Source organism: Ensifer adhaerens (assembly GCF_000697965.2).
Classification (GTDB): Bacteria; Pseudomonadota; Alphaproteobacteria; order Rhizobiales; family Rhizobiaceae; genus Ensifer; species Ensifer adhaerens.
Map to the genome: position 1 here is coordinate 2,922,197 of NZ_CP015880.1, position 24,467 is coordinate 2,946,663.

Annotated in this window: 21 protein-coding genes; 14 read left to right on the forward strand and 7 right to left on the reverse strand. The window is 63.6% G+C overall.

All coding sequences use genetic code 11. The annotated features are described in order from the left end of the window. Nucleotides 1–127: 127 nt before the first annotated feature. Nucleotides 128–1,570, forward strand: a complete 1,443-nt coding sequence (locus tag FA04_RS14270) for a L,D-transpeptidase family protein (RefSeq protein ID WP_034806527.1) — start codon at nucleotides 128–130, stop codon at nucleotides 1,568–1,570. Continuing rightward, nucleotides 1,570–1,806, forward strand: a complete 237-nt coding sequence (locus FA04_RS14275; protein WP_034806524.1) for a sulfurtransferase TusA family protein — start codon at nucleotides 1,570–1,572, stop codon at nucleotides 1,804–1,806. Before FA04_RS14270 ends, FA04_RS14275 begins: the two co-directional genes overlap by 1 nt. 45 nt (nucleotides 1,807–1,851) lie before the next feature. Here FA04_RS14275 and FA04_RS14280 read toward each other — a convergent pair whose 3' ends face one another. Together FA04_RS14280 and FA04_RS14285 are read right to left on the reverse strand one after the other, a co-directional pair. Then, nucleotides 1,852–3,027, reverse strand: coding sequence for a CobW family GTP-binding protein (locus FA04_RS14280; protein WP_034806522.1), 1,176 nt, complete (start codon nucleotides 3,025–3,027; stop codon nucleotides 1,852–1,854). Between the two features lie 12 nt (nucleotides 3,028–3,039). Further along, nucleotides 3,040–4,110 (reverse strand): D-alanyl-D-alanine carboxypeptidase family protein, encoded by a 1,071-nt coding sequence (locus FA04_RS14285; RefSeq protein WP_034806728.1) that lies wholly within the window; start codon nucleotides 4,108–4,110, stop codon nucleotides 3,040–3,042. A gap of 201 nt (nucleotides 4,111–4,311) precedes the next feature. On the opposite strand from FA04_RS14285, the gene FA04_RS14290 reads away from it, so the two are divergent. Together FA04_RS14290 and FA04_RS14295 are read left to right on the forward strand one after the other, a co-directional pair. Next, entirely contained in the window at nucleotides 4,312–5,475 is a 1,164-nt protein-coding gene (locus FA04_RS14290) for a M20 aminoacylase family protein (RefSeq protein ID WP_034806520.1), read from the forward strand. A 19-nt stretch (nucleotides 5,476–5,494) separates the two neighbouring features. Next, complete coding sequence (locus FA04_RS14295; RefSeq protein ID WP_034806518.1) at nucleotides 5,495–5,959, forward strand: Lrp/AsnC ligand binding domain-containing protein; 465 nt, start codon at nucleotides 5,495–5,497, stop codon at nucleotides 5,957–5,959. 68 nt (nucleotides 5,960–6,027) lie between these two features. Here the strand turns inward: FA04_RS14295 and FA04_RS14300 are convergent, their stop codons facing one another. Then, entirely contained in the window at nucleotides 6,028–7,080 is a 1,053-nt protein-coding gene (locus FA04_RS14300) for an NAD(P)-dependent alcohol dehydrogenase (protein ID WP_034806516.1), read from the reverse strand. A gap of 217 nt (nucleotides 7,081–7,297) precedes the next feature. On the opposite strand from FA04_RS14300, the gene FA04_RS14305 reads away from it, so the two are divergent. Continuing rightward, nucleotides 7,298–8,236 carry an AraC family transcriptional regulator gene (locus FA04_RS14305; RefSeq protein ID WP_034806513.1) on the forward strand — a complete coding sequence of 313 codons (939 nt, stop codon included), beginning with the start codon at nucleotides 7,298–7,300 and terminating at the stop codon, nucleotides 8,234–8,236. 30 nt (nucleotides 8,237–8,266) lie between these two features. Here FA04_RS14305 and FA04_RS14310 read toward each other — a convergent pair whose 3' ends face one another. After that, a complete protein-coding gene (locus FA04_RS14310; RefSeq protein ID WP_034806510.1) occupies nucleotides 8,267–8,701 on the reverse strand; it encodes an Lrp/AsnC family transcriptional regulator in 435 nt (144 codons plus the stop codon). A 126-nt stretch (nucleotides 8,702–8,827) separates the two neighbouring features. Between FA04_RS14310 and FA04_RS14315 the strand changes: the two genes are divergently transcribed. Together FA04_RS14315 and FA04_RS14320 are read left to right on the forward strand one after the other, a co-directional pair. After that, nucleotides 8,828–11,884, forward strand: coding sequence for an aminotransferase class III-fold pyridoxal phosphate-dependent enzyme (locus FA04_RS14315; RefSeq protein WP_034806506.1), 3,057 nt, complete (start codon nucleotides 8,828–8,830; stop codon nucleotides 11,882–11,884). 118 nt (nucleotides 11,885–12,002) lie between these two features. After that, complete coding sequence (locus tag FA04_RS14320; RefSeq protein WP_034806725.1) at nucleotides 12,003–13,013, forward strand: amino acid ABC transporter substrate-binding protein; 1,011 nt, start codon at nucleotides 12,003–12,005, stop codon at nucleotides 13,011–13,013. A gap of 100 nt (nucleotides 13,014–13,113) precedes the next feature. Here FA04_RS14320 and FA04_RS14325 read toward each other — a convergent pair whose 3' ends face one another. Beyond that, nucleotides 13,114–16,038 (reverse strand): aminotransferase, encoded by a 2,925-nt coding sequence (locus tag FA04_RS14325; protein ID WP_034806503.1) that lies wholly within the window; start codon nucleotides 16,036–16,038, stop codon nucleotides 13,114–13,116. Nucleotides 16,039–16,153: 115 nt separating this feature from the next. Then, nucleotides 16,154–16,897: a histidine utilization repressor gene (gene hutC / locus FA04_RS14330; RefSeq protein WP_034806500.1), complete on the reverse strand. Its 744-nt coding sequence runs from the start codon at nucleotides 16,895–16,897 to the stop codon at nucleotides 16,154–16,156. Nucleotides 16,898–17,033: 136 nt separating this feature from the next. Between hutC and hutF the strand changes: the two genes are divergently transcribed. The 6 genes from hutF (at nucleotide 17,034) to FA04_RS14360 (ending at nucleotide 23,354) form a co-directional block, all read left to right on the forward strand. Continuing rightward, nucleotides 17,034–18,410, forward strand: a complete 1,377-nt coding sequence (hutF, locus tag FA04_RS14335) for a formimidoylglutamate deiminase (RefSeq protein WP_034806497.1) — start codon at nucleotides 17,034–17,036, stop codon at nucleotides 18,408–18,410. Nucleotides 18,411–18,446: 36 nt separating this feature from the next. Further along, complete coding sequence (locus FA04_RS14340; protein WP_034806494.1) at nucleotides 18,447–19,481, forward strand: ABC transporter substrate-binding protein; 1,035 nt, start codon at nucleotides 18,447–18,449, stop codon at nucleotides 19,479–19,481. A 143-nt stretch (nucleotides 19,482–19,624) separates the two neighbouring features. Continuing rightward, the gene (locus FA04_RS14345) at nucleotides 19,625–20,482 is read left to right on the forward strand and encodes an ABC transporter permease (RefSeq protein WP_034806492.1); all 858 of its coding nucleotides are present in this window, start codon (nucleotides 19,625–19,627) and stop codon (nucleotides 20,480–20,482) included. Next, complete coding sequence (locus tag FA04_RS14350) at nucleotides 20,475–21,302, forward strand: quaternary amine ABC transporter ATP-binding protein (protein ID WP_051659742.1); 828 nt, start codon at nucleotides 20,475–20,477, stop codon at nucleotides 21,300–21,302. The genes FA04_RS14345 and FA04_RS14350 overlap by 8 nt, the downstream gene beginning before the upstream one ends. Next, nucleotides 21,295–22,776 carry an HAL/PAL/TAL family ammonia-lyase gene (locus FA04_RS14355; protein ID WP_034806489.1) on the forward strand — a complete coding sequence of 494 codons (1,482 nt, stop codon included), beginning with the start codon at nucleotides 21,295–21,297 and terminating at the stop codon, nucleotides 22,774–22,776. Before FA04_RS14350 ends, FA04_RS14355 begins: the two co-directional genes overlap by 8 nt. Further along, nucleotides 22,773–23,354, forward strand: a complete 582-nt coding sequence (locus FA04_RS14360) for a HutD/Ves family protein (protein ID WP_034806486.1) — start codon at nucleotides 22,773–22,775, stop codon at nucleotides 23,352–23,354. The genes FA04_RS14355 and FA04_RS14360 overlap by 4 nt, the downstream gene beginning before the upstream one ends. Before the next feature lie 21 nt (nucleotides 23,355–23,375). On the opposite strand, the gene FA04_RS14365 is transcribed toward FA04_RS14360, so the two are convergent. Continuing rightward, nucleotides 23,376–23,816: an acetyltransferase gene (locus tag FA04_RS14365; protein ID WP_034806719.1), complete on the reverse strand. Its 441-nt coding sequence runs from the start codon at nucleotides 23,814–23,816 to the stop codon at nucleotides 23,376–23,378. Nucleotides 23,817–24,127: 311 nt separating this feature from the next. Between FA04_RS14365 and FA04_RS35160 the strand changes: the two genes are divergently transcribed. Next, nucleotides 24,128–24,286 (forward strand): hypothetical protein, encoded by a 159-nt coding sequence (locus tag FA04_RS35160; RefSeq protein ID WP_156133954.1) that lies wholly within the window; start codon nucleotides 24,128–24,130, stop codon nucleotides 24,284–24,286. Nucleotides 24,287–24,467: the final 181 nt, after the last annotated feature.

Here is a 24,467-nt window from a genome sequence, read left to right on the forward strand (position 1 = left end):
CATCGGCAGGGCCACCCTGCAGGGTTAAGAATTCGTGAAGTATAATCGCTTAGTGATTCTCTAAAAGGCCCACCCTCGCGGACTTGGGCTTTCCTAGTCGAGTTTGGGTTTGAACGGGCCTCTGCTGATGCGTTTCTGGAACCTTTTAGCTTCCGCCGCCATTGTCGCCGCGCTTGCCGGCTGCACCAACGAAACGCTGGATGCGACGACATCGGTCGATATCAAGTCCGTCAGGAACAAGACCGAGTATCAGGTCTCTGCCCCGATGGTCAAAAAGATGAGCGAGCTCGGGATGCAGAAGCAAGCCCCGATCGCACTGCGCATCTTCAAGGAAGAAGGCACGCTCGAGGTCTGGAAGGCCAATACCGCCAACCGCTTCCAGCTTTTGAAGACCTACAAGATCTGCGCCTGGTCCGGCAAGCTTGGACCCAAGGTGAAGGAAGGCGACCGGCAGGCGCCGGAAGGCTTCTACCCGCTCTTCCCGCGCCAGATGAACCCCAATTCCAACTACTATCTGGCGATCAACACCGGCTATCCCAACGCCTACGACAAGGCGAACGGTCGCCAGGGCACACACCTGATGATCCACGGCGCCTGCTCGTCGTCGGGCTGCTACTCGATGACCGACGAGCAGATGATCGAGATCTTTGCGCTCGCCCGCGATAGCTTCAAGGGCGGCCAGGAAAGTGTTCAGCTGCAGGCCTTCCCCTTCCGCATGACCGCGGAGAACATGGCGCGGCACCGCGACAATCCGAATATCGACTTCTGGAAGATGCTGAAGGTCGGCTACGACCAGTTCGAAGTCACCAAGCGTCCGCCGGAAGTCAATGTCTGCGAGAAGAAGTACGTCTTCAACCAGCAGGCCTCCGGCCCGTTCAATCCGGGTGGCCAGTGCCCCGCCATGTCGACGCCGCCGGCCCTGCAGGTGGCGATGGCGAGCTTCGAAAAGAGCTACCAGACCGACTACGACAAGGCGATGAAGAAGTATGACGGCATGGTCTGGTACGAACCGAGCGAAGCCGAGCGCAAGGCGATCGTCGCCAAGCAGCGCGTCGGCCGCGAACTCGCCTATGCGCCGACCGGCAACTCGCTTGACGCCGGCAAGATGATGAAGGCGAGCGATCTCGAAAAGAAGATCGCCTTGCAGAAGGAAGCGGAAGAAACCAAGCAGGCCGTCGAGATCCAGAAGAAGGAACTCGAAAAGGCGACCGATGGCGGCAAGCACGTCCCGGTCCCGGCCGCCAATCCCATTCCGCAGCCGGTGATGCAGGCGGCCGTCGAGCAGCCGAAGAAATCCTTCTGGAGCCTGTTCTCCAAGAGCGAGCCGGAATTGCAGATGCCGGCCCCGGTCGTCATCACGCCTGAACAGCAGGCTACTGCCGCGCCGCTGACGCAAGCCGCCCCGGCAACGACGGCAAAGCAGGCGAAGGCGCCGGCCCCTGCCGCCCAGCAGCAGGCCGCTGCCGTGACCACGGCAACGACACCGTCAGCCGATGCGGCCGTCGAAGCGCCTGTTATGACGGAAGAGCCGCCGAAGAAGCGGCCGTTCTGGAAGATCTGGGGCAATTGATGCCGGACGAACAGAAGATCGTCTATGACCTGAGGGGGCTTAAATGCCCCCTTCCCGTTTTGAAGACGCGTAAACGCATGACTTCGCTGGCGCCGGGCGCTTTGCTGGAGATTGAGACCACCGATCCGCTGGCGGTGATCGACATTCCACATTTCTGCAACGAGGACGGCCACAAGCTTGTAGAGGCCGCACCCGCCGACGGCGGCCACCGGTTCCTCATCCGCAAGGGCGCGTAAGACGCCACGTCTGCCGCGCGGCAACGCTTCGATTACTGAGGCGATTTAGAACCGCATGCCTGGCACGGCGAGCGGATTGTCGGACAAAGCTTGGGCGTCTGGCCGGTCGATGCGCGGCTTGCCGGTGAACGCGTCGAAGAGGTCGCGGACGAAGGCCTCTTCCAACCCCTTGGTGATCAGCACCATGCGCGTGCGACGGTCGTTCGGGTCCGGCCAGGCGGCGAGCCGCTCCGGCGTGTGGAAGACGTTCTGCACGCCATGCAGCACCAGCGGCCGGTCCGGCCTGTCGGCAACCGCGACGATCGCCTTCATCCGGAGCAGCTTCTCGCCATGCGCCGAGCGCAGGAGATCGATGAACATGTCGAGCGCCATAGGCTCGATCGGCCGGTCGTGCACGATGCTGAAGGAGCGGATGTCGCCGCCATGTCGCGTCACATCGTGATGGTGATGATGATCGTGCCCATGATCATGGTGGTGATCGTGGTGGTGATCGTGGTCGTGATGATCGTGACCGTGGTCATGGTCATGATCATGGTGGTCGTGGTGCGCCTCGTCCTGCAGCCAGCGGCCGACATCAGCGATCTTCGACGAGGGGTCGTAGAGGCCACAATCGAACAGCTCTGCGTGCCCGGCTTCGGCGCTGTCGCCATCGATCAGCGGCGCGCGCGGATTGAGCGCGCGGATCCGCGCCGTCAGCGCATCACGCTCCGACGTTTCGGCAAGGCCTGTCTTGCTGATGACGATGCGATCGGCAACGGCAATCTGCTTCAGCGCTTCCTCGTGATTGGCGATCGTCTGCAGGCCGTTGACGGCGTCGACGACGGTGACCACGCCATCCAGCCGGAAGTTCTGCGCAATGACCGGATTGCCGATCACCGATTGCAGCACTGGCGCCGGGTCGGCAAGGCCGGTGGTTTCGATAACGACGCGCTTCAGCGGCTTGATCTTGCCGGTCTGCATGCGGTCCATGAGATCGGCAAGCGTATCGACCAGTTCGCCACGCACGGTACAGCAGAGGCAGCCGTCGGAAAGCTCGATGACCCCGTCGCTGGAGGCTTCCACCAGCAAATGATCGATCGACACGTCGCCGAACTCGTTGATGATAACGGCCGTATCCGAGAGATCGGGATCCTTCAGCAGCCGGTTGAGCAGCGTCGTCTTGCCCGCACCAAGGAAGCCGGTAAGGATCGAGACCGGCACCGCCGACAAGGGACTAACCATCATGCACTCCGATCAGAAGGTCGGCCGCGGCACCGGGATCGGCACATTGGCGACATCGCCCTGGCCGGCCGGGTCGCCGGCAAGCTTCGGCGCTTTTTCGCCGCTGCCGGCGATCAGCCCGGCGAAGGCAAGCTTCAGTGGCCGGTTGATTTCGTGGATATAGGGCGAGAGCAGCTTCTGGCGGCCGGCTTCGTCGCGACCCTCGCTGCGAACCTTCGCGGCCGCCTTCGAGCAGATCTGCTTGCTGACATCGGCCACCATGTCGCGCGTCTCGCCATAGGCCGGGATCTGCACCAGCGACGGCTTGCCGTTGCCGTTCGTCGTCAGTGCCATCTGCAGGAGCCGTGCGGACTCATCCGCACGCGCACCGAGGCTGTCCTCGCCGAGCACGACCGAGACGACGCTGCGCCCCTCGCGGGTGGCGGATGAAACCTGGTTGAAGCCGGAGGCGCAGATGAAGCCGGTCTTCATGCCGTCAGCGCCTTCGAAGCGGCCGATCAGCATGTTGTAGTTCGGATAATCCTTCTTGCCGGTGGTGAAACCTTCCAGCGAGAAATAGGAGGCGTATTGCGGAAACTCGCGCTTGAGCGTGATCGCGAGTACCGCAAGGTCGCGGGCGGTCGTGTACTGGCCGGGACCAGGCAGACCGTTGGGATTGATGAAGTTCGAGGAGGTCATGCCGATGCGGCGGGCCTCGGCATTCATCCGCTCGATGAAGGCGGGCTCCGAACCGGCGACCGTTTCGGCGATCGCGACCGCAACATCGTTTGCCGACTTCACCAGCATCATCTTCAGCGCGCTGTCGAGCGTCATCGCCTGGCCGGGCTTGTAGAACATCTTGCTCGGCGGCTCGGCGGCGGCGTTCTTGGTCATGATGACCGGGCTCTCGAGCGTGAGCTGACCGGACTTGATGGCGCGGAAGGCCGTGTAGGCCGTCATCAGCTTGGTCAGCGACGCCGGATACCATTTCTGGAAGATATCCTGGTGCTCGTAAACCTTCAGCGAATTGACGTCGACGACCAGCCTTGGATTGGCCGCAGCCGGCAGCGCCGCAAGAAGTGTGGCGCATGTCGCCGCCGTCACTCCGAGCGCCTTCATCTTGCCACGCGTGAAAAATCCTGCTGTCACCACGATAGGACCTCGAAAATCCGCTGTTGCCTCGTCTCGTCCGGCTATTTAGCCTATATGGCGAGGAGATGGCAAAGCCCATTCACGGGCAGTCGTGCCAATCCACACCGATACGCAGATACAATTAGTGATCGAACAGACCGACAGGACGAAACGATGCCGATACTTAACCGTGCCGCCGAGCTCCAGAATGAAGTCACCGAATGGCGGCGCCACCTGCACAGGAATCCGGAGCTCCTGTTCGCGGTCGAAAATACGGCAGCCTTCGTCGAAAAGAAACTGAAGGAGTTCGGCGTTGACGAAATCGTGACGGGGCTTGGCCGCACCGGCGTCGTCGGCCTCATCCGCGGCAATCTCGGCGCGGGCCGCACCATCGGTCTGCGCGCCGACATGGACGCGCTGCCGATCACCGAGACGAGCGGCAAGGACTGGGCCTCTGAGACATCCGGCAAGATGCATGCCTGCGGCCACGACGGCCACACGGCCATGCTTCTCGGCGCGGCGAAGTATCTCGCCGAAACCCGCAACTTCGCCGGCCAAGTCGCGGTCATCTTCCAGCCTGCAGAAGAAGGCGGCGGCGGCGGCAACGAGATGGTCAAGGACGGCATGATGGAGCGCTTTGCCATTGCCGAAGTCTACGGCATGCACAACATGCCGGGCATGCCCGTCGGCCAGTTCGGCAGCCGCGTCGGCCCGATCATGGCCTCGACCGACGAGTTCACCATCACCATCAAGGGCCGCGGCGGCCATGCGGCCCAGCCGCACAAGACGATCGACCCGATCATCGTCGGAACGCAGATCGTGACCGCCTTGCAGACGATTGCGTCGCGCACAGTCGATCCGCTCGCCTCCGTCGTCGTCTCCGTCACCAAGTTCAATGCCGGTTTCGCCCACAACGTCATTCCGCAGGAAGCCGTGCTTGGCGGCACCGTGCGCACCCTCATGCCTGAGGTGCGCGAGATCGGCGAAAGCCGCATCCGCACGATTGCCGAGGGTGTTGCCCAGATCTACGGCGCGACCGTCCAGGTCTCCTACAACCGCAACTATCCGGTAACTGTGAACCATGCCGACGAGACCGGTTATGCCTTGCAGGCGGCAGCCGAGATTGCCGGTGCCGGCAATGTCCAGCCGTCGCTCGATCCGATGATGGGCGGTGAGGATTTCTCCTACATGCTGCTTGCCCGCCCCGGCGCCTTTATCTTCATGGGCAACGGTGACACCGCCGGGCTGCATCACCCGGCCTATGACTTCAACGACGAGGCGATCCCGCACGGCATTTCCTACTGGGTGAAGCTCGCGGAAACGCGGCTTGCCGCCTGAGGCACGGTTGGGAGGCACGATGCATCAGATCGACAAGATTGACCGACGAATTCTCAACATTCTCCAGGCGGACGGCCGCATCACCAATCTGGAGCTTGCCGATCGCATCGGCCTGTCGCCGACCGCGACCAGCGAACGTCTGCGCCGGCTGTTGAAGGAAGGATACGTCTCGGGCTTCGGCGCGCGATTGGACCCGCAGAAGCTCGGCTTCGGGCTGCTGGTCTTCATCGAGGTCATGCTCGACAAGACGACGCCCGACGTCTTCGACCAGTTCGCCGCCGCCGTCAAACAGGCGCCGGCCGTGCTCGAATGTCACATGGTGGCAGGCGGCTTCGACTATCTGGTCAAGACGCGGTTCGAGGACATGGCGGCCTACCGCAACTTCCTCGGCCAGGTTCTCTGGACGCTCCCGGGCGTCAAGGAGACCCGCACCTATGCTGTCATGGAAGAGATCAAGAACGACGGGCCGCTGCCGCTGGTGTGAGCCTCTGTCGCAGAAAAATAAAAGAACGGCCCGGGATCTACACAGATCCCGGGCCGTCTGCTTTCAGCTTAGGCGGCGTCCTGCAGCGATGCCATGTCGATGACAAATCGATAACGCACGTCGCTCTTGACGACGCGTTCATAGGCTTCGTTGATCTCTTGGATGCGGATCGTTTCGATTTCCGAGACGATGTTGTGCTCGCCGCAGAAGTCGAGCATTTCCTGGGTCTCCTTGATCGAGCCGATCATCGAGCCGGAAATGCTGCGGCGCGCCGGCACCAGCGAGAAGGCATGCACCGGCACGGCGTTCTCCGGAATGCCGACCAGCACCAGATCGCCATCGACCTTGAGCAGGTTGAGGTGGGCGTTCCAGTCGATCTCGGCGGCAACCGTGCAGATGATCAGGTCAAACGTGCCCGCCAGCGCCGTGAAGGTCTCGGGGTCGTTGGTGGCATAGTAGTGATCGGCGCCGAGCTTCAGCCCGTCTTCCTTTTTGGAAAGCGTCTGGCTGAGAACGGTCACGTCTGCGCCCATGGCATGCGCCAGCTTGACGCCCATATGTCCGAGACCGCCCATGCCGACGATCGCGACCTTCTTGCCGGGACCGGCCTTCCAGTGGCGCAGCGGCGAATAGAGCGTGATGCCGGCGCAAAGCAGCGGTGCCGCAGCGTCGAGCGGCAGGTTCTCGGGGATCGACAGAACGTAGCCTTCCTTGACGACGATGCTGTCGCAGTAGCCGCCCTGGGTCGGTGTCTTGCCGTCGGCTTCGACGCCGTTATAGGTCACGACCAGGCCGGGCATGTAGTGTTCCAGATCCAGATCGCGGGTAGCGCAGGTGGTGCAGGAATCGACGAAGCAGCCGACGCCGGCGCGGTCGCCGACCTTGAACTTGGTCACCTTGGAGCCGACCGCCGTGACGATGCCGACGATCTCGTGGCCCGGAACCATCGGGAAGGCCGAGTTGCCCCATTCGTTGCGGGCCTGGTGGATGTCCGAGTGGCAGACGCCGCAATATTTGATCTCGATCACCACGTCGTCGTCGCGCGGTTCGCGGCGTTCGAAGGTGAAGGGCGTCAGCGGCTTCGACGCATCGGTCGCCGCATATCCTCTTGCAATGGCCATCAGTCTGTCCTCATTTTGGGAAAGGGTGCAGGTCCGGAGGGAGCCCGGCCTGACGCATCAGAACTATGAGGGTGCGCACGCTGCAAGCGTTAGAGCGATCCTGCAAAGTTTTTGCACGATCCTACAAGATTGACAGCGACATCCTGGAGATGGCACGTCGAGACCCTATCTGAGCGTTGCCTCGCACAACGCTAAGCCGCTGGAAAGACCTGAGATTATGACAGCCACGCGACAGACCGCCCGTCCCGAGATGATCGACGTCATTGCCCGGTTTGCCAAAACCGACGGTGATCACATGACGCAGATTGCCGGCCTGAGCCTGCACCGCCACGGCGGCGACGCCCCGGTCAACTGCTCCGCCTACAGGCCGAGTTTGGCGATCATCGTGCAAGGAGCAAAGCGCGTGGTGCTCGGCGAAGAGACGCTGATCTACGGCGCCTCGGATTATCTGCTGACGTCGATCGACCTGCCGGTTCTGTCCCAAGTCTGCCAGGCCTCTGCAGACGAGCCCTATCTCAGCATGGCCTTCACGCTCGATCCCGGTAAGATCCAGGCGCTGCTTGCGTCCCTGTCGCAGCTGCCGACACCCGCCGCCTCCGTGCGCGGCATGAGCGTCAGCAAGATCACTGTCGAACTCGAAGATGCCGCACTTCGCTTGCTGCGTCTGCTCGAGCGGCCGGACGATATCCCTGCGCTGCTGCCACTGATCGAGCAGGAAATCCTCTACCGGCTTTTGACCGGGCCGCACGGCCATCGCCTCAGACAGATGGCGACGACCGACAGCCAGCCGCATCAGGTCGGCCGCGCAGTCGCCTGGCTGAAGGAACACTATTCGCGGCCCTTGCGGATCGACGATCTCGCCAACCGTGTTTCCATGAGCGTCTCGTCGCTACACCATCACTTCAAGGCGATCACCGCGATGAGCCCCCTGCAATACCAGAAACAGCTTCGGTTGCAGGAGGCCCGGCGGCTGATGCTGGAGGAGAGTCTCGACGCCGGCGATGCCGGCCATCAGGTGGGTTATGAAAGCCAGTCGCAGTTCAGTCGCGAATATGCCCGCCATTTCGGCGAGCCACCGATGCGCGACATCGGCCGCGTGCGCCGCTCGCTGCTCGAACGGCTTGCTCCGCAAGCGGAGATGCTGAGCGAGGGCTGACGAGGCGCCCTCGGTTCCGCTGGCGGCGTATCAGCTTCGCTCGATATCCCGCCTAAGCACGATCGAGGTGGTCAGATCCTCGACATTGTCCATCGTCGCCACCTCGTTGCGCAGCTCGTTGAGCGCATTGATCGAGCCGACCTCGACCTCGACGACGAGATCCAGCTGGCCGCTGACGGAGGACACCTTGCGGACCGCAGAGAAACCGGCAAGCCGGTCGAGCACGCCGATCGATGGCGTGCGCTTCAGCGTCACCAGCAGAAAGGCCTGAATCGTGCCCTCGTCCAGCTGGCCGATATCGGCGCGATAGCCGCGAATGACGCCGGCCTTTTCCAGTCGCGTGACCCTCTCGGTCGTCGCGCTTCTGGAGAGCCCGATCCGGCCCGCCAGCGACTTCATCGGGATCCGCGCCTCCTGCGACAGAATGCTGAGGATGGTGCGGTCGATCGCGTCGATGTCCTGCATGTCCCCTCCTCCGTGCCTGCCGACAAGATGACGGTTATTATAAACATAGTGCCGGTGCAACCGGCATATTGCCGGATGCATCGGAGCACAGCCCATGCAAATCTCGTCATCGAGATGAGGATCCCCATGAACGATATGCTGAAGACCACGCCCGACTTTTCGACCGAAGCGGCAGCCGCCTTGCTGAAGGAGCATTACGGCCTCTCCGCTACGCTGTCGCTGCTTGCCAGCGAACGCGATCAGAACTTCAAGGTCGAGGCTGAGGACGGCAGCATCTCCATTCTGAAGATCATCAATGGTGCCGAGCCCGAGGTCGAAAGCGATTTCCAGACCGCACTGCTCAGCCACGTCGGCGCCCATGCCGCCGACCTGCCGGTGCCGCATATCCGCCCGACGCTGTCAGGCGCGAGCCTTGCTTCGACCACGAGCACGCGCGGCGTCACCCACCGCCTGCGGCTCGTCAGCTGGGTCGAGGGCCTGCCGCTTGCCGAAACCGGGCGCAACGATGCGGCGCTACAGTCGCTCGGACGGATGCTCGGCCGCTTCGATGCCTCGCTCAAGGGCTTCATGCATCCGGGCGCGCTACGCGATCTCGACTGGGATATCCGCCATGCCGGCCGCTCGACCGACCGGCTGCACCACGTCACCTCGGCCGAAGACCGTGCCTTGCTCGAACGCTTCCTTGTCCGCTTCGAAAAGTCCGTGGCGCCACGGCTTGCAACCCTCCGCGCCGCCGTCATTCACAACGACGCCAACGATTGGAACGTCCTGGTCGATAAAGTCGATCACGACACCATTTCCGGCCTCATCGATTTCGGCGACGCCCTGCATGCGCCCGTGATTGCAGAGGTGGCGATCGCCGCCGCCTATGCCGGGCTCGACCATCCCGATCCGATCGGCGCCGCTGCGGCAATCGCCCGCGGCTTCCATGCGGAGTATCCGCTGGCGGAAGAAGAGGTCGATCTGCTCTTCGATCTCATCGCCATGCGCCTCGTCACGTCGGTCACGATCTCGGCGTCCCGTCGCGCCCATACCGACGACAATCCCTATCTCGCCATCAGCGAACGGCCGGCCTGGACGCTTTTGCGCAAGCTCGACCGGATGAATCCGCGTTTCGCCACCGCCATCCTGCGGCATGCCTGCGGCTTCGAGGCAACATCCGGTGCCCGCAAGGTTTCCGCCTGGATCAACGCGAACCGCAAGTCGCTGAAGCCACTGCTCGAACGCCCCGCCGCCACCTATCCGGCAGCGCTCGTCCCCTATGGCGACCCCACCCACCCGATGACGATAAAATCCGCTGGCGAACAGCCGGATGAAGCCCAGGCGATCTGGGAAGACTATTGTCGCGCGCATGGCGTCGAACTCGGCATCGGACCTTTTGGCGAGGAACGCACCGTCTATGCCGGCGAGATGTTCGTCTCGCGCTTCATCGACCACACCCGCCGCACTCGCCATCTCGGGCTCGACCTGTTCATGGCCGCCGGCACCAGGCTCTACACCCCGCTTGCCGCAACCGTCGTCAGCGTCGAGATCGAGAAGGACCCGCTCGGTTATGGCTGCCTGATAGCACTTCGCCATGAGCCCGAGGGATGCCCGCCCTTCGTCACGCTCTGGGGTCATATGGCGCACGAAGCCATGGGACGCATCAAGGCCGGCGACCGGCTTGCGGCCGGCGCGCTTGTCGGCGAGATGGGAGCGCCGAAGGAAAATGGCGGCTGGGCGCCGCATCTGCACCTGCAGCTTTCGACCGACACCGCTCTGTCGGCGACCGAAATCCTCGGCGTCGGCGAGCCGCAGTTCCTCGACGTCTGGACCGAACTCTTCCCCGATGCGCGCACTTTCGCCGGCATCGCCGAGGAGTTCTACGAGAAGAAAGGTCGTTCGCACGAGGAGATCGTCAAGCGCCGCAAGGAATTGCTCCTGCCGAACCTTTCGATCTCCTACGACAAGCCGATCAAGTTCGTGCGCGGCGAAGGCGTCTGGCTGATCGACGACAGCGGCCGCGCCTATCTCGATTGCTTCAACAACGTCTGCCACATCGGTCACGCCCATCCGGCAGTGGTCGAGGCGATGGCAAAGCAAGCGGCGATCCTCAACACCAACACCCGCTACTTGCACGACAACATCGTCGCCTATGCCGAGCGGCTGACGGCAACGCTGCCGAAGGAATTGACGGTCGCCGGTTTCGTCAACAGCGGTTCGGAGGCCAATAGCCTGGCGCTGAGGTTGATGCGCGCCCATACGGGCCGCGAGAATGCGATCACGCTCGACTGGTCCTATCACGGCACGACGCAGGAGCTGATCGACATCAGCCCCTACAAGTTCCGCCGCAAGGGCGGCAAGGGTCCGAAGCCGCATGTGCATGTGGCAACCATTCCCGACAGTTACCATGCGCCGGCCGACTGGCCGGCCGAGGAACACGGCAAGCGTTTTGCCGAAAGCGTCGCCGAACTGATCCAGGCCATGAAGGCCAAGGGCGAAGGCCCGGGCTTCTTCATCGCGGAATCGATCCCGAGCGTCGCCGGCCAGGTGTTCCTGCCGGAGGGCTACCTGAAGGAAGTCTATCGCCTCGTACGCGAGGCCGGCGGCGTCTGCATCGCAGACGAAGTGCAGGTCGGTTTCGGCCGCGTCGGCAGCCATTGGTGGGCCTTCGAGACCCAAGGCGTCGTGCCTGACGTCGTCACCATGGGCAAACCGATCGGCGACGGCCATCCGCTCGCAGCCGTCGTCACCACCCGCGAGGTGACCGACAGCTTCAACAACGGCATGGAGTATTTCAATACCTTCGGCGGCAACCCGGTCTCCTGCGCCGTCGGTCTCGCGGTGCTTGACGTGATCGAAGGGCAGGATCTGCGCGGCAATGCGCTTTCGGTCGGCAACTATCTGATAGATGCCTTCCGCGCCATGCAGACCCGCTACGAGGTGATCGGCGATGTGCGCGGCATGGGTCTCTTCCTCGGCATCGAACTTGTCACCGACCGCAAGACCAAAGCACCGTCAACCGAATTCGCCCGCGCCGTCTCCAACGGCGCCCGCCGCCGCGGCGTGCTGATGGGCACCGAAGGCCCGCATGACAACATCTTGAAGATGCGCCCGCCGATGATCTTCTCGAAACGCGATGCCGATCACCTGCTCGCCGTGCTCGAAGAGACTTTTGCGGACGTCGCAAGGACGCTCGGTTAAGGCCGGGTCGAACAGCAGAAAAACCAAACGCAATGACCGGGATGCCCGACACGCATCCCGGCACGAAGACGCATGCCCTAAAAACATCAATGAGGAGAACAGGACAATGAAACTTGGAATGAAACTTGGAGTTCTGGCACTGGCGAGCACGGCATTTCTTGCCGGCACCGCCGCCAACGCCGGCATGCTCGACGTCATCAAGGAACGCGGCGAACTTCGCTGCGGTGTCAGCCAGGGCGTGCTCGGCTTTTCCGCGCCCAACGACAAGGGCGAATGGACCGGTTTCGACATCGACTTCTGCCGCGCTGTGGCTGCCGCAGCGCTCGGCAATCCCGACAAGGTGAAATACGTACCGCTGTCGACCAAGGAGCGCTTCACCGCCCTTCAGTCGGGCGAGGCCGACCTTCTTTCGCGCCAGACCACCTGGACGCTGTCGCGCGACACCGATCTCGGCATGAGCTTCGTCGGCGTCAACTACTATGACGGCCAGGCCTTCATGGTGCGCAACGACCTCGGCGTGAAGAGCGTCAAGGAACTCTCGGGCGCCTCCGTCTGCACCGAGACCGGCACGACGACCGAACAGAACATGGCCGACTATTTCGGCGCCAACAACATCCAGTACCAGGTCGTCGCCTTCGAAAAGGCCGACCAAACGATCCAGGCCTTCAACACCGCCCGCTGCGACGTCTATTCGACCGACGCTTCTGCGCTTTATGCCCAGCGCCTGACGCTGAACGACCCCAATCGTTTCGTCGTGCTGCCGGAAGTCATCTCCAAGGAGCCGCTCGGTCCGGCCGTCCGCCAGGGTGACGATCAGTGGTTCAAGATCGTGCGCTGGACGCTGTTCGCGCTGACCGAAGCCGAAGAACTCGGCATCACCAAGGACAATGCCGCAAAGCTTCTCGAAAGCGGCACGAACGCCCAGAAGCGCTTCCTCGGCATCGAGAACGAAGCCGGCAAGTCGCTGGGGCTCGATCCGAAGTGGGCCTACCAGGTGGTTTCCGCCGTCGGCAACTATGGCGAAGTCTTCGAACGCCACCTCGGCAAGGACAGCCCGCTGAAGATCGATCGCGGTCTCAACAAACTCTGGAGCCAGGGCGGCCTGATGTACGCCCCGCCGGCACGCTGATCTCCCAGGAGCAGTTCCGGCAAAGTCTCCCGTTTGGAATTGCTCATCCAAGGAAAAGCGCCAACGAGACGCCGCGGCCCTCCCCGCGGCGTTTTCGCCTTTACCAGCCTTCCTCCAGCACCCGGCCCAGCATGTCGGCGAAAAAGTCGGCGCTCTCGCAGGATAGGCAGAGCGGCGGCTTGATCTTCAGCACGTTCAGGTGGTCGCCGGTCGGCTGCATGATGACGCCGAGATCGAGCAGGCGGTCGCAGATCGCCGCCGTCTCCTCGGTCGCCGGCGACAGGGTCTCCCGATCGCGCACGAATTCGACGCCGAGATAGAGTCCCATGCCATGCACCGCGCCGATCAGCGGGAAGTGCTGCCCTAGCGCTTCGAGCCGCGCCTTCAGATAGCCGCCGACCACCTGTGCGTTTTCCGGCAACCGTTCTTCGGTCAGGATATCCAGGACCACCTGCCCGACGACGGAGCTCACCGGGCTGCCGCCCGAGGACGAGAAGAAGTACCCCTCCTTCTCCAGCGCATCGGCGATCTCGCGGCGGGTGATGACGGCGCCGAGCGGATGGCCGTTACCCATGCCCTTGGCGACGGTAATGATATCGGGCACGACGCCCTGCTCCTCGAAGCCCCAAAAATAGTCTCCGAGGCGACCATAACCGACCTGCACCTCGTCGGCGATGCAGACGCCGCCGCGGGCCCGCACCATGGCATAGACCGCGTCGAGATAGCCCTTCGGCAGCGGAATACCGCCGGCATTGCCGTAGACCGGTTCGCAGATGAAGCCCGCGAGCTTCTCGTCCGCCGCGTCCAGCTCGGTCAGTTTCTTGACGACGGAGCGCACATAGCTGTCGGTCGTGTCGGCGCCGCGGAACTCGCCGCGATAGGTGTTGGGCGCGGTGACCGGATGCACCCAGGCCGGGCGGGTTTCGAGCGCCTGCGGATTGTCGGCGATCGAGGTCGACACTGCGTCGCTCGCGACCGTCCAGCCGTGATAGGCCTCGAGCAGGCTCACGATGTTGCGCGCGCCGGAATAGGCCCAGGCGAGCCGCAGTGCCAGATCGTTCGCCTCCGAGCCGCTGTTGACCAGAAACACCGTGTCGAGCCCATCCGGCGCGAGCGCTGCAAGCCGCGTCGAGAGTTCGGCGACGGAGGCATAGTGAAAACGCGAATTGGTGTTGAGCAGTGACCATTGCCGCCCCACCGCGGCTGCAAGCCGCGGATGCCCATGGCCGAGAATGGTCACGTTGTTGACCATGTCGAGATAGCTGCGGCCCTCGATGTCGAACAAATGGTCCTTCCAGCCGCGCTCGATCTGCGGTGGTTTCAGGTAGTAGTTCTTCTGCGGCCTGGCGAAGTGCTGCTGGCGGCGGGCAAGCAGTGTTTCGCTGTGCGGCTCCGGCCCATCGCATTCGAAGCCGAGGACGCCGGCCGGCGACGGGCACAAGTGCTTCCACGCCGCCGCCTGACGCGGCACGACGAAAAGCGGAGGCACGAGACCATGCTCGCGGCAAAGCTGGACGCGGATCAGGCCGTAGGAGTGCTGTTCACCAGAGACGACGCCCAGCACGGCACCAGCAACGATCGTCTCCTCGAGGTCGGCACCGGCTCCCACGCCCTCGAGAAACAGGCTGGCTTCGGCCCCTTCGAGCACCAGCAGCCCGTCCTGCCGGACGATACGGGCGGCAAAGGGAGCGACAATCTCGCGACCGGCCTCCAGGCAGATGTCGACATGCAGTGCGAAGGTGGCATCGGGCTTCGGTGACCGCAGCTGGGTCTCCGTCATCCGGTATTCGCCATAGCGCGTCGTCGCGATGCCGATTGCATGGGCGGCGTGTTGCAGCAGCGAGATCGGCAATCCCTGGTGCTGCCAGCGCTCCTCTGGCAACAGCGGGCTCAGGATCGAGAGGTCGATCTGGCGCACGTCAGTGGGGCCGAGCCCCTGGATCAGGCTCTCACCGGTCACTCGGGCCGAGTCCGGTGCGAAGCCGACGGCCGAAAGAATGGCGTGCTCCATCAATGCCGAAGGCACCGACGACGCGACCTCGAAGATCTCCCGCTCATGCGCGGCATTGCCCTCGACGTAAGCATTGTCGGGCTCGCGGGAGAGCTGGTGTTCGGAGCTTGCGACCAGCACCGCAGCGCGCGCGACGATCAGCGGCCAAAGCGCCTTCAGTTCCACCTCGGTCAACGGGCATGCCGCATGAAACGCCTTGACCGCGGGTAGGATGAACCAGGGGTCTCCATCCGCATGATGCAGCAGCGAGGCGCAGGTAACAGCGAGTTCTGCAACCAGCCAGCCATTGAGGATATCGCCGAAGTCGATGACGCCGTCCGGCATCGCCCGGCCGGCCACGTCGAGCCGGCTGACCACATTGTCGTCGGTGACGTCATGGTGGATCGCCTGGGTTCTGAGCTCAGGGGTAAGCGGCTGCAACCGCCGCATGGCACCGACCATCAGTTCAGCGATGCGCTTCTTGCGCTGCTGGTCCGCCATATCGGTAAGCAGATGCAGGACGACGGGGCCGGCGCGCCTCAGATCCCATTGCAGTTCCCGCTCGAGCCCCGGATGCTCGAAGTCCTCCAATGCCGACGCGAGCTGACCCGCCAGGCCGCCGAGAGCAGCCACGGCTTCGCGCGACAGATGTTTGCGCCGGGTGAGCGGTTCGCCTTCGAGATAGGTGAGCAAGCGGATGCGATAATCCGCGCCGCGGACGGCAACGCTCTCGATCGCCTCGCCCTTGAGAGAGGGCACGACCTCAGCAACGCGTGCCGTCGGCAGACGTTTGCCAAGGTGCCGCAAGGCCGCATTCTGCGCTTCCAGTTCCAGCGGTTCGTATTCCGCCCGGCAGATCTTCAGCACATAGCGCCGCTCGCCGGTGTCGAGACGGTAGTTGCGGTCCTGCTGGCTGCCGAGCTCGCTGATCGTGCCCGACAGGCCATAGTGTTCGGCGAGCAGCGAACGCGCCTCCTCGGCGCCGACATCGGGTCTCGGGAGCTCGGTGCGAAGCTTCAGCGGGTCCTCAACCATGATCTCGTCATCCTCCCCTTAGGCGGTCGATCCTCCGAATCGACCGGAATGTTGTCGAGAATAGAGCGGGATCAAGGAAAAGATGTGCGGTTTCCCGATTACACCCACCCGCAACCTACTGCGACATGCCTTCGAGCCGATAGCGCGTGCCGGGATAGAGCAGCCGCGCCGTCGTCACATTGCCTGCGTCCGACCACGTGCGGCGCCGGATCATCAGGCACGGTTCGTTGCGGTCGATGCCGAGCAACTTGCATTCCCAGAGCTGCGGTGCGACCGCTTCGACGATCTGCTCAGTGCGGGTGATCGGCGCCATCGCCGTCAGATAGGCGTTCGGCGTCATCGCCTGGAAATCCTGTTCCAGATAGCGCGGGCAGATCGCCGGATTGACGAAACGATCCTCGATCTGGATCGGCAGGCCGTTTTCCGAGTGCACCATGATCGAATGGAAGACGCGGGCGCCGGTGGCAAGCCCGAGTGCATAGCCGATGTCAGGCGTCGCGACCTCTTCCTTGAGCAGCGTCATCAACGACGTATGGGCGTGGCCACGTTCATGGATCTCGTCGGCGATGTTGCGGACTTCGAGCAGCGCAGTGCTACCCTTGTGCGCGGCGACGAAAGAACCGACGCCCTGCACCCGCGTGATCGCGCCTTCGGTTGCCAGTTCCCTCAGCGCCCGGTTGGCGGTCATGCGGCTGACGCCGAGGTCGGCAACGATCTCGTTTTCCGAGGGGATCCGATGATGAGCGGGCCATTCACCGCTCTCGATGCGGCTGCGGATGAACTGCTTGACCGCCTCGTAGCGCGGCATCGGGCCGTCTTCGAAAGCGATTGTCTCGTTCCGTTTTCCCAGTGCCGTCATCAACTCAAGCCCCGCCTTTCCGCGCCGCCGAACAAATCATGCGCATTCGCCCTCGAATCTTTTCGTTCATTTCACGCTTGCGCGCCAGCGTAAAATATCTATAGTTCCATATACAACTACGTACAGGAAAATGCACATGGCTAGTTTTCCCGTCAACCGGATCTTTGCAGAACGGGCTCTCCTGCCCGGCGGCTGGGCCGAAAACGTCGCGATTTCGCTCGACGCTTCCGGTCGCATCGCAGCGATCGAAACCGGCAGCGCCGCCGCTAGCAGCGACGAGCGCACGGCCGGGCCGCTGATCCCGGCGATCGCCAACCTTCACTCCCACGCCTTCCAGCGCGCCATGGCCGGCCTTGCCGAAGTGGCGGGCAGCGGCGACGACAGCTTCTGGACCTGGCGCGAGGAAATGTATCGCACCGTCGGGCTGGTAAACCCTGACGACGTCGAGGCGATCGCCGCCAAGCTCTACATGGAAATGCTGAAGGGTGGTTTCGGCCACGTCGCCGAGTTTCACTATCTGCACCACCAGGCCGACGGCACCCCCTATGCCGACCCGGCCGAAATGTCGCTGCGCATTCTCGCTGCCGCCCGCACGACCGGCATCGGCCTCACGCATTTGCCTGTCTTCTACGCCCACGCCAATTTCGGCGGCGTCGCGCCCAATCCCGGCCAGCGGCCGTTCCTGCACGATCCTGATCATTTCCTCGCACTGCTTGAGCGGCTCGCGCCGCTCTGCCGCGACGCCGGCCATACGCTCGGCTACGCCATCCATTCGCTGCGCGCCGCAACGCCCGAGGAGATGCGCATCATCCTCGATGCCGCACCCGTTGCCGGTCCGATCCACATCCATGTGGCCGAGCAGACCAAGGAAGTCGACGACAGCCTCGCCTGGAGCGGCCGCCGCCCGGTCGAGTGGCTGCTCGATGAAATGCCCGTCGACGCACGCTGGTGCGCAATCCACGCAACGCATCTGACGGAAAGCGAACGGCAGCGTCTGGCGCGTTCGGGCGCCGTTGCCGGACTCTGCCCGGCGACCGAGGCCAATCTCGGCGACGGCATTTTCCCGGCGGTCGATTTCATGGCCGAAGGCGGCGTCATCGGCGTCGGCACCGACAGCCACGTGGCGACCAGCGTCGCCGAGGAACTGCGGCTGCTCGAATACGGCCAGCGCCTGCGCGACCGCCGCCGCAACCGGCTGGCCACCGGGCCGGGCGCCTCGATCGGCCGAACCATCTTCGACGCGGCGCTCAAGGGCGGCGCCCAGGCCGCCGGTCAGAAGGCGGCCGGCATCACCGTCGGCGCGCGCGCAGATTTCGTCGTGCTTGACGGCAGCAATCCCTACATCGCCGCCGCCACCGACAACCAGATCCTCGACCGCTGGCTCTTTGCACTCGGCGGCGAGACTGTCCGCGACGTCATGGTCGCGGGCGCGTGGAAGATCCGGAACGGACGCCACGACCGGGAGGACGATATCGACCGCGCCTTTGCGCGGGTGCTGATGAAACTGAAGTAATCGTCAAAGCCAAAAATCAAATCAGGGAACAGCTTAATGTCGATCAACAAATTGAAACTCACCCTGGCCGCAACCGGCCTCGTGCTCGCGGCCTCCACCGGCAGCGCCAGCGCTTCGTATTGCGGCGACGGCAAGACCGTCATGTTCGCCGGCATCGATTGGGAAAGCGGCGCCTTCATCACCGAAGTGATGAAGACCATTCTTGCCAAGGGCTACGACTGCCAGGTGGATTCGATCCCCGGCAACTCGGTGACGCTGGAACAGGCAACCGCCAACAACGACGTCCAGATCTTCGCCGAGGAATGGCTCGGCCGTTCGGACGTCTGGAACAAGGCGGTCGAGGAAAAGAAGGTCGTCGCCGTCGGCAAGACCTTCGTCGGCGCCAGCGAAGGCTGGTTCGTGCCGGAATACGTCATCAAGGGCGATGCGTCGCGCAGCCTTGAAGCCAAGGCGCCGGACCTGAAGAGCGTGTCGCAGCTCTCCGACCCCAAGATCGTCGAGCTCTTCGCCGATCCGGAAGAGCCCAGCAAGGGCCGCTTCCTCAACTGCCCCTCGGGTTGGACCTGCGAGGGCGTCAGCTCCGCCAAGCTCGAAGCCTACAAGCTCGGCGAAACCTATGTGAACTTCCGCCCGGGCACCGGCACGGCGCTCGATTCCGCCATCACGTCCGCTTACCTCCAGGGCGAACCGATCCTCTTCTACTACTGGTCGCCGACGGCGATCATGGGCAAGTTCAAGCTCGTGCAACTCGAAGAGCCGGCCTATAGCGAAGAGTGCTGGAAGGAGCTTTCGAGCGCCAACGGCAAGCGCGAGCAGGGCTGCGCCTTCCCGTCGGTCGACGTCTCCTACGGCGTCAACAGCACCTTCGCGCAGGAAGCCCCTGAAATCATCGCCATCCTCGAAAAGGCGACTTTCCCGCTCGACGCCGTCAACGGCAGCCTCGCCTACATGGCCGACAACAAGGTCGACGCGACGGCAGCGGCCGCCGAGTTCCTGAAAACCAAGGCCGATGTCTGGGGCAAGTGGGTTTCGGACGAAGCCCGCGGCAAGATCGAAGCCAGCCTCAAGTAATCGCGACCAGCCGCTGACTTGGGCTTCATCGCCGCGTCTAGCGCGGCGATGAATCCTGATCCGGCGGCCGGCCACATACCCGTGGCAAGTGCCGCCGGCGGCCGATCTGTGTCCGCTGGCAGCCCGAGCAAGGAACGCATCCGATGTTTCCGGATTCTCTCAATCTCTCCATTCGCGGGCCGGTGAACGATTTCATCCAGGCGCTGGTCAGCGGTTATGGCTGGGTCTTCAAGGCGATCAGCGCCGTCATTCTGAAAGCCGTTCTATTCATCGAATGGATCCTGCGCGGCCTGCCCTGGTGGGTCGTCATCCTGATCTTCATGGCGCTCGCCTGGCAAAGCTCGAAGCGCTGGACCCTGACGGTCGCCGTCGGCGTGCTGCTGTTCTTCGTCGGCGTGCTCGGCCTCTGGGACCTGACGATGCAGACGCTCGCCCTGATGCTGATGGCAACGATCGTCTCCGTCGTCATCGGCGTGCCGATGGGCATCTTCGTCGCCAAGAGCCGGACCGTGCGCAGCATCACCCTGCCGGTGCTCGACGTCATGCAGACGATGCCGAGCTTCGTCTACCTGATCCCGGCCTTGATGCTCTTCGGCCTCGGCAAGGTCCCGGCGATCCTCGCCACCATCATCTATGCCGTGCCGCCACTCATTCGCCTTACCGATCTTGGCATCCGCCAGGTCGACCATGAAGTGGTGGAAGCAGCGACCGCTTTCGGCGGCAGCCCCAACCAGATCCTCTTCGGTGTCGAGCTGCCACTCGCTACGCCGACAATCATGGCCGGCCTCAACCAGACGATCATGATGGCGCTGTCGATGGTGGTCGTCGCCTCGATGATCGGCGCCCGCGGCCTCGGCGAGCAGGTGCTGAACGGCATCCAGACGCTCGACGTCGGCAAGGGGCTGGAAGCCGGTATCGGCATCGTCATTCTCGCGATCGTTCTCGACCGCATCACGCAAGGCTTCGGCAAGAGCCGGACGGAGGATCCCCGCAATGGCTGATATCGAGATCCGCAACGTCTACAAGATCTTCGGGCAGGACGCGAAAGCCGCACTCGCCATGGCCAAGGAAGGGCTCAACAAGTCCGAAATCCTCGCCCGCTCCGGTTGCAGCGTCGGTCTCAACAATGTCAGCCTGACGATCGGCGCCGGCAAGATCTTTGTAATCATGGGGCTTTCCGGCTCCGGCAAGTCGACGCTGGTGCGCCATATCAACCGGCTGATCGAGCCGACCAGCGGCGAAGTGGCCTTCGACGGCAGCAACATCCTGGACCTCGACGCCAAAGCGCTGCGCACCTTCCGGATGCACCGCGTGAGCATGGTGTTCCAAAGCTTCGCGCTGATGCCGCATCGCACCGTGCTGCAGAACGTCATCTACGGCCAGCGCGTGCGCGGCCTGCCCAAGGCCGAGGCCCGCGACATCGGCATGAAATGGATCGAGACCGTCGGCCTTGCCGGCTACGACGCCAAGTACCCGCATCAGCTTTCCGGCGGCATGAAGCAGCGCGTCGGCTTGGCTAGGGCGCTGGCCGCCGATACCGATGTGATCCTGATGGACGAGGCCTTCTCGGCACTCGACCCCTTGATCCGCGCCGACATGCAGGACCAGTTGCTGCAGTTGCAGCAGAACCTTTCAAAGACCATCGTCTTCATCACCCATGATCTCGACGAGGCGCTGCGCATCGGTTCGGAAATCGCCATCCTCAAGGACGGCCAGGTGGTGCAGGTCGGCACGCCGGACGATATTCTGGAACGGCCGGCCAACGATTACGTTGCCCGCTTCGTGCAACGCCGACAGGGACGACCGGAAGCCCATGAGTGAGAATGTAGTCCTCGATGCACCACTGACCTGGAAGCAAATCGCAGCGGTCGCCAATGGCGCACCGCTCGCGCTTTCCGATGCAGCACGCCAGCGCATCGTCCACGCTCGCCGGGTCGTCGACGCTCTGGTCGAGCGCGGCATCCGCGGCTACGGCATCAACACCGGTGTCGGCGCGCTCTGCGACGTCGTCATCGACCGCGAGAACCAGCAGGCGCTATCGCGCAACATCATCCTCAGCCATTCCTGCGGCGTTGGCGAACCGCTCGCCCGGCCCGAAGCCCGGGCGGTGATGGCCGCCCAGATCGCCAACTTCGCCCACGGCTATTCCGGCGTGCGCATCGAGACAGTCGAGGCGCTGCTGGCACTGCTCAACGCCAACCTCATCCCCGACATCCCCTCGCGCGGCTCGGTCGGCTATCTCACCCATGCGGCCGCGATCGGCCTCGTGCTGATCGGCCACGGCACCGTCGATGACGGCAAGGGCAAGATCAGCGGCGTCGAGGCGCTCGCGCGGATCGGCCTCAAGCCGCTCAGGCTCGAAGCCAAGGAGGGCCTGAGCCTTGTCAACGGCACGCCCTGCGCCACCGGCCTTGCGGCATTGGCACTGTCGCGCGCTACGCACCTCTTCGACTGGGCGGATGCCGCCGCCGCGATGACCTATGAAAACCTCGGCAGCCAGGCGAATGCCTTTGCCGCCGGTCCATTGGCGCTTCGCCGCTCCAAGGGGCTGGATGAGGTCGGAGCATCCTTGCGCGATTTTCTTGCCGGCAGCCCGATGCTCGCCGAGACCGCCGGCACCCGCACGCAGGATCCTTTAAGCCTTCGTGCCGTGCCGCATGTGCATGGCGCTGCCCGCGATGCACTGGCCCACGTCGCCGAAGTCGTTGACCGCGAGCTTGCAAGCCTCACCGACAACCCGGCCGTGTCGGGCACGCCCGAAGCGCCGGAGGTGCATTCGCAGGCCCATGCGGTGGGCGCTGCACTCGGCCTTGCCATGGACAGCCTGGCCGTCGCCGTTGCCGAAGTCGCTGCCATCTCCGAGCGCCGCATCGACCGGCTCGTCAATCCGCTGGTGAGCCGCCTGCCGGCCTTCCTCGCCGGCGATAGCGGTGTTGCCTCCGGCTTGATGATCGCCCAGTACACCGCCGCCTCACTTGCCGCTGAAAACCGGCGCCTCGCGGCCCCCGCCAGCCTCGATGGCGGCATCACCTCGGCGCTGCAGGAGGACATCCTGACGCATGCGACGCCGGCCGCCTGGAAGGCACTTGCCATCGCCGACAACCTCGAAACGATCCTTTCGATCGAACTGCTTGCGGCGTCGCAGGCCTATGACCTGCAGCCGCGTGGCCGCGCCGCACGCACCGACGCGCTTTACCGGCGCATTCGCTCGGAAATCCCCACCTATGCCGACGACCGGCCGCTCAACGGCGACTTCGCCCGCATGCGCACACTGATCGAAGGAGGCACGCCATGAAGCTGCTTTGCGCGAAAGACTACAAGCGCATGCCCTGGAAGAACGGCGGCGGTGAGACGGTGGAGATCGCCATTTTCCCCGAGAAGGCGTCGCTTGCCGATTTCGACTGGCGCGTCAGCATGGCGACCGTCGCCACCGATGGCCCCTTCTCCAGCTTCCCCGGTATCGACCGCACGCTGTCGATCCTTCAGGGCAAGGGTATGCGGCTGATGATCGAGGGTCGCAAGCCCGCTTTGTTGACCGGCGAGACGGCGCCGCTCCCCTTCCCGGCCGACGTCGCGACATCAGCGACCCTCGTCGACGGTCCGATCGTCGACCTCAACGTCATGACACGGCGCGGCAGGCTCACGCACTCGGTTCAGCGACTGGCACTCGATCATCCGCACAGGGCAGAAAGCCTGGGGGGCACGACCCTCGTGCTTTGCCACGGCGGCGCCGTGCGGTTGACCGCAAGTGACGCCACGGCCGAACTGGCAGCGGGCGACACGGCCGTGCTGACGGGTGCAGCCTCCTTAACCATCGAACCGGCGGCCTCTGCCGTCCTCTTCCTGATCACCATCGACAAGCCGGCCGCCTGATCGGGCGCCGTCTCGCGTCGTTCAGCCGCGCCTCAGATGCAGCAGGGGATAGGGCCGGCCTGCATCGTCGACAGGCGAACGCCCGACCACCTCAAAACCCATTCGCCGATAGAAACCGGCGCCGGACACATTCTGCTCGTTGACGTCAACCGTCAGCACCGGATGCAGGCTCATCGCATGCTCGACAAGCCGCCGACCGACGCCAGCGCCGCGCGCCTCGGCCTGGACGAAGAGCGAGTCGATCTGCGCCCCACTCATGCCCATTAAACCGAGCGCCAGGTCATTTTCATCCGCGGCGATCCAGAACTCGGCGGCCGGCAGATACTGGTCGCGCACCAGCACCTCGATCGCAGCAAAATCCTCCGGCGTCAGGAAATCATGGGTGGCGACAACGGCGCTGCGCCAGATCTCGAAGGTGCGCGGAAAATCGGATGGACGGGAGGGGCGGATGGAGATGGTCATGATGCAATCGCTTCTGAAAATGTGGCAGCGCGAGGCGTGCCGCGCGTCCGGCTGTGGCCAACGCGACTCTGCGAGGGCGTCAGCCTGTGAAGATGTCCGGTCCTGATCCGGTCCCGGACCGCGCACCTTATCCGCAGCCCCGACGATCGCAAGCGATCTCCGCACCTGCGGTTTTCAGGCCACGCCGGTTAAGAATTCAGCAACCATATTCCATGTTCCCCGGGGAACAGCACGATTGACGCCACACGATAGTCTCCATGTCACGGTTCTTAGCCACACATCAACGAACGCAGGGACTGGAGGACAAGGACATGATCAAAACCGCTTTCGGCGTCAACGTCACCGTACTGGTCTTCTCGATCACCGTGATCGCCATCATGCACTTCGCCCTGTCCCAATATCGCGCAGCCGAAATCGCCAACATCGACCTGCCGGACTACACGACGATCACTTCGTCGATTCATCGCTGAAGCGACCTACCCCGCGGCGGCAGCCGGGCAGCATGCCTGACTGGTTTCTACGCACACCCTCTCAAGCCGCATCTGCAGGCGCTGCGATCGACGATGGCGGCGCCTTTTTGCATCGATCATCAGCCCCATGTATGGCCAGAGGGATTATGATAGGGGACGCTGACTGAACGAATCGCCGCTC

Bases quoted from the DNA above. Each gene is read 5' to 3' on its own strand.
- FA04_RS14270 (WP_034806527.1), top strand. From the start codon at position 128: ATGCGTTTCTGGAACCTTTTAGCTTCCGCCGCCATTGTCGCCGCGCTT.
- FA04_RS14275 (WP_034806524.1), top strand. From the start codon at position 1,570: ATGCCGGACGAACAGAAGATCGTCTATGACCTGAGGGGGCTTAAATGC.
- FA04_RS14280 (WP_034806522.1), bottom strand. From the start codon at position 3,027: ATGGTTAGTCCCTTGTCGGCGGTGCCGGTCTCGATCCTTACCGGCTTC.
- FA04_RS14290 (WP_034806520.1), top strand. From the start codon at position 4,312: ATGCCGATACTTAACCGTGCCGCCGAGCTCCAGAATGAAGTCACCGAA.
- FA04_RS14295 (WP_034806518.1), top strand. From the start codon at position 5,495: ATGCATCAGATCGACAAGATTGACCGACGAATTCTCAACATTCTCCAG.
- FA04_RS14300 (WP_034806516.1), bottom strand. From the start codon at position 7,080: ATGGCCATTGCAAGAGGATATGCGGCGACCGATGCGTCGAAGCCGCTG.
- FA04_RS14305 (WP_034806513.1), top strand. From the start codon at position 7,298: ATGACAGCCACGCGACAGACCGCCCGTCCCGAGATGATCGACGTCATT.
- FA04_RS14310 (WP_034806510.1), bottom strand. From the start codon at position 8,701: ATGCAGGACATCGACGCGATCGACCGCACCATCCTCAGCATTCTGTCG.
- FA04_RS14315 (WP_034806506.1), top strand. From the start codon at position 8,828: ATGAACGATATGCTGAAGACCACGCCCGACTTTTCGACCGAAGCGGCA.
- FA04_RS14320 (WP_034806725.1), top strand. From the start codon at position 12,003: ATGAAACTTGGAGTTCTGGCACTGGCGAGCACGGCATTTCTTGCCGGC.
- FA04_RS14325 (WP_034806503.1), bottom strand. From the start codon at position 16,038: ATGGTTGAGGACCCGCTGAAGCTTCGCACCGAGCTCCCGAGACCCGAT.
- hutC (WP_034806500.1), bottom strand. From the start codon at position 16,897: ATGACGGCACTGGGAAAACGGAACGAGACAATCGCTTTCGAAGACGGC.
- hutF (WP_034806497.1), top strand. From the start codon at position 17,034: ATGGCTAGTTTTCCCGTCAACCGGATCTTTGCAGAACGGGCTCTCCTG.
- FA04_RS14340 (WP_034806494.1), top strand. From the start codon at position 18,447: ATGTCGATCAACAAATTGAAACTCACCCTGGCCGCAACCGGCCTCGTG.
- FA04_RS14345 (WP_034806492.1), top strand. From the start codon at position 19,625: ATGTTTCCGGATTCTCTCAATCTCTCCATTCGCGGGCCGGTGAACGAT.
- FA04_RS14350 (WP_051659742.1), top strand. From the start codon at position 20,475: ATGGCTGATATCGAGATCCGCAACGTCTACAAGATCTTCGGGCAGGAC.
- FA04_RS14355 (WP_034806489.1), top strand. From the start codon at position 21,295: ATGAGTGAGAATGTAGTCCTCGATGCACCACTGACCTGGAAGCAAATC.
- FA04_RS14360 (WP_034806486.1), top strand. From the start codon at position 22,773: ATGAAGCTGCTTTGCGCGAAAGACTACAAGCGCATGCCCTGGAAGAAC.
- FA04_RS14365 (WP_034806719.1), bottom strand. From the start codon at position 23,816: ATGACCATCTCCATCCGCCCCTCCCGTCCATCCGATTTTCCGCGCACC.
- FA04_RS35160 (WP_156133954.1), top strand. From the start codon at position 24,128: ATGATCAAAACCGCTTTCGGCGTCAACGTCACCGTACTGGTCTTCTCG.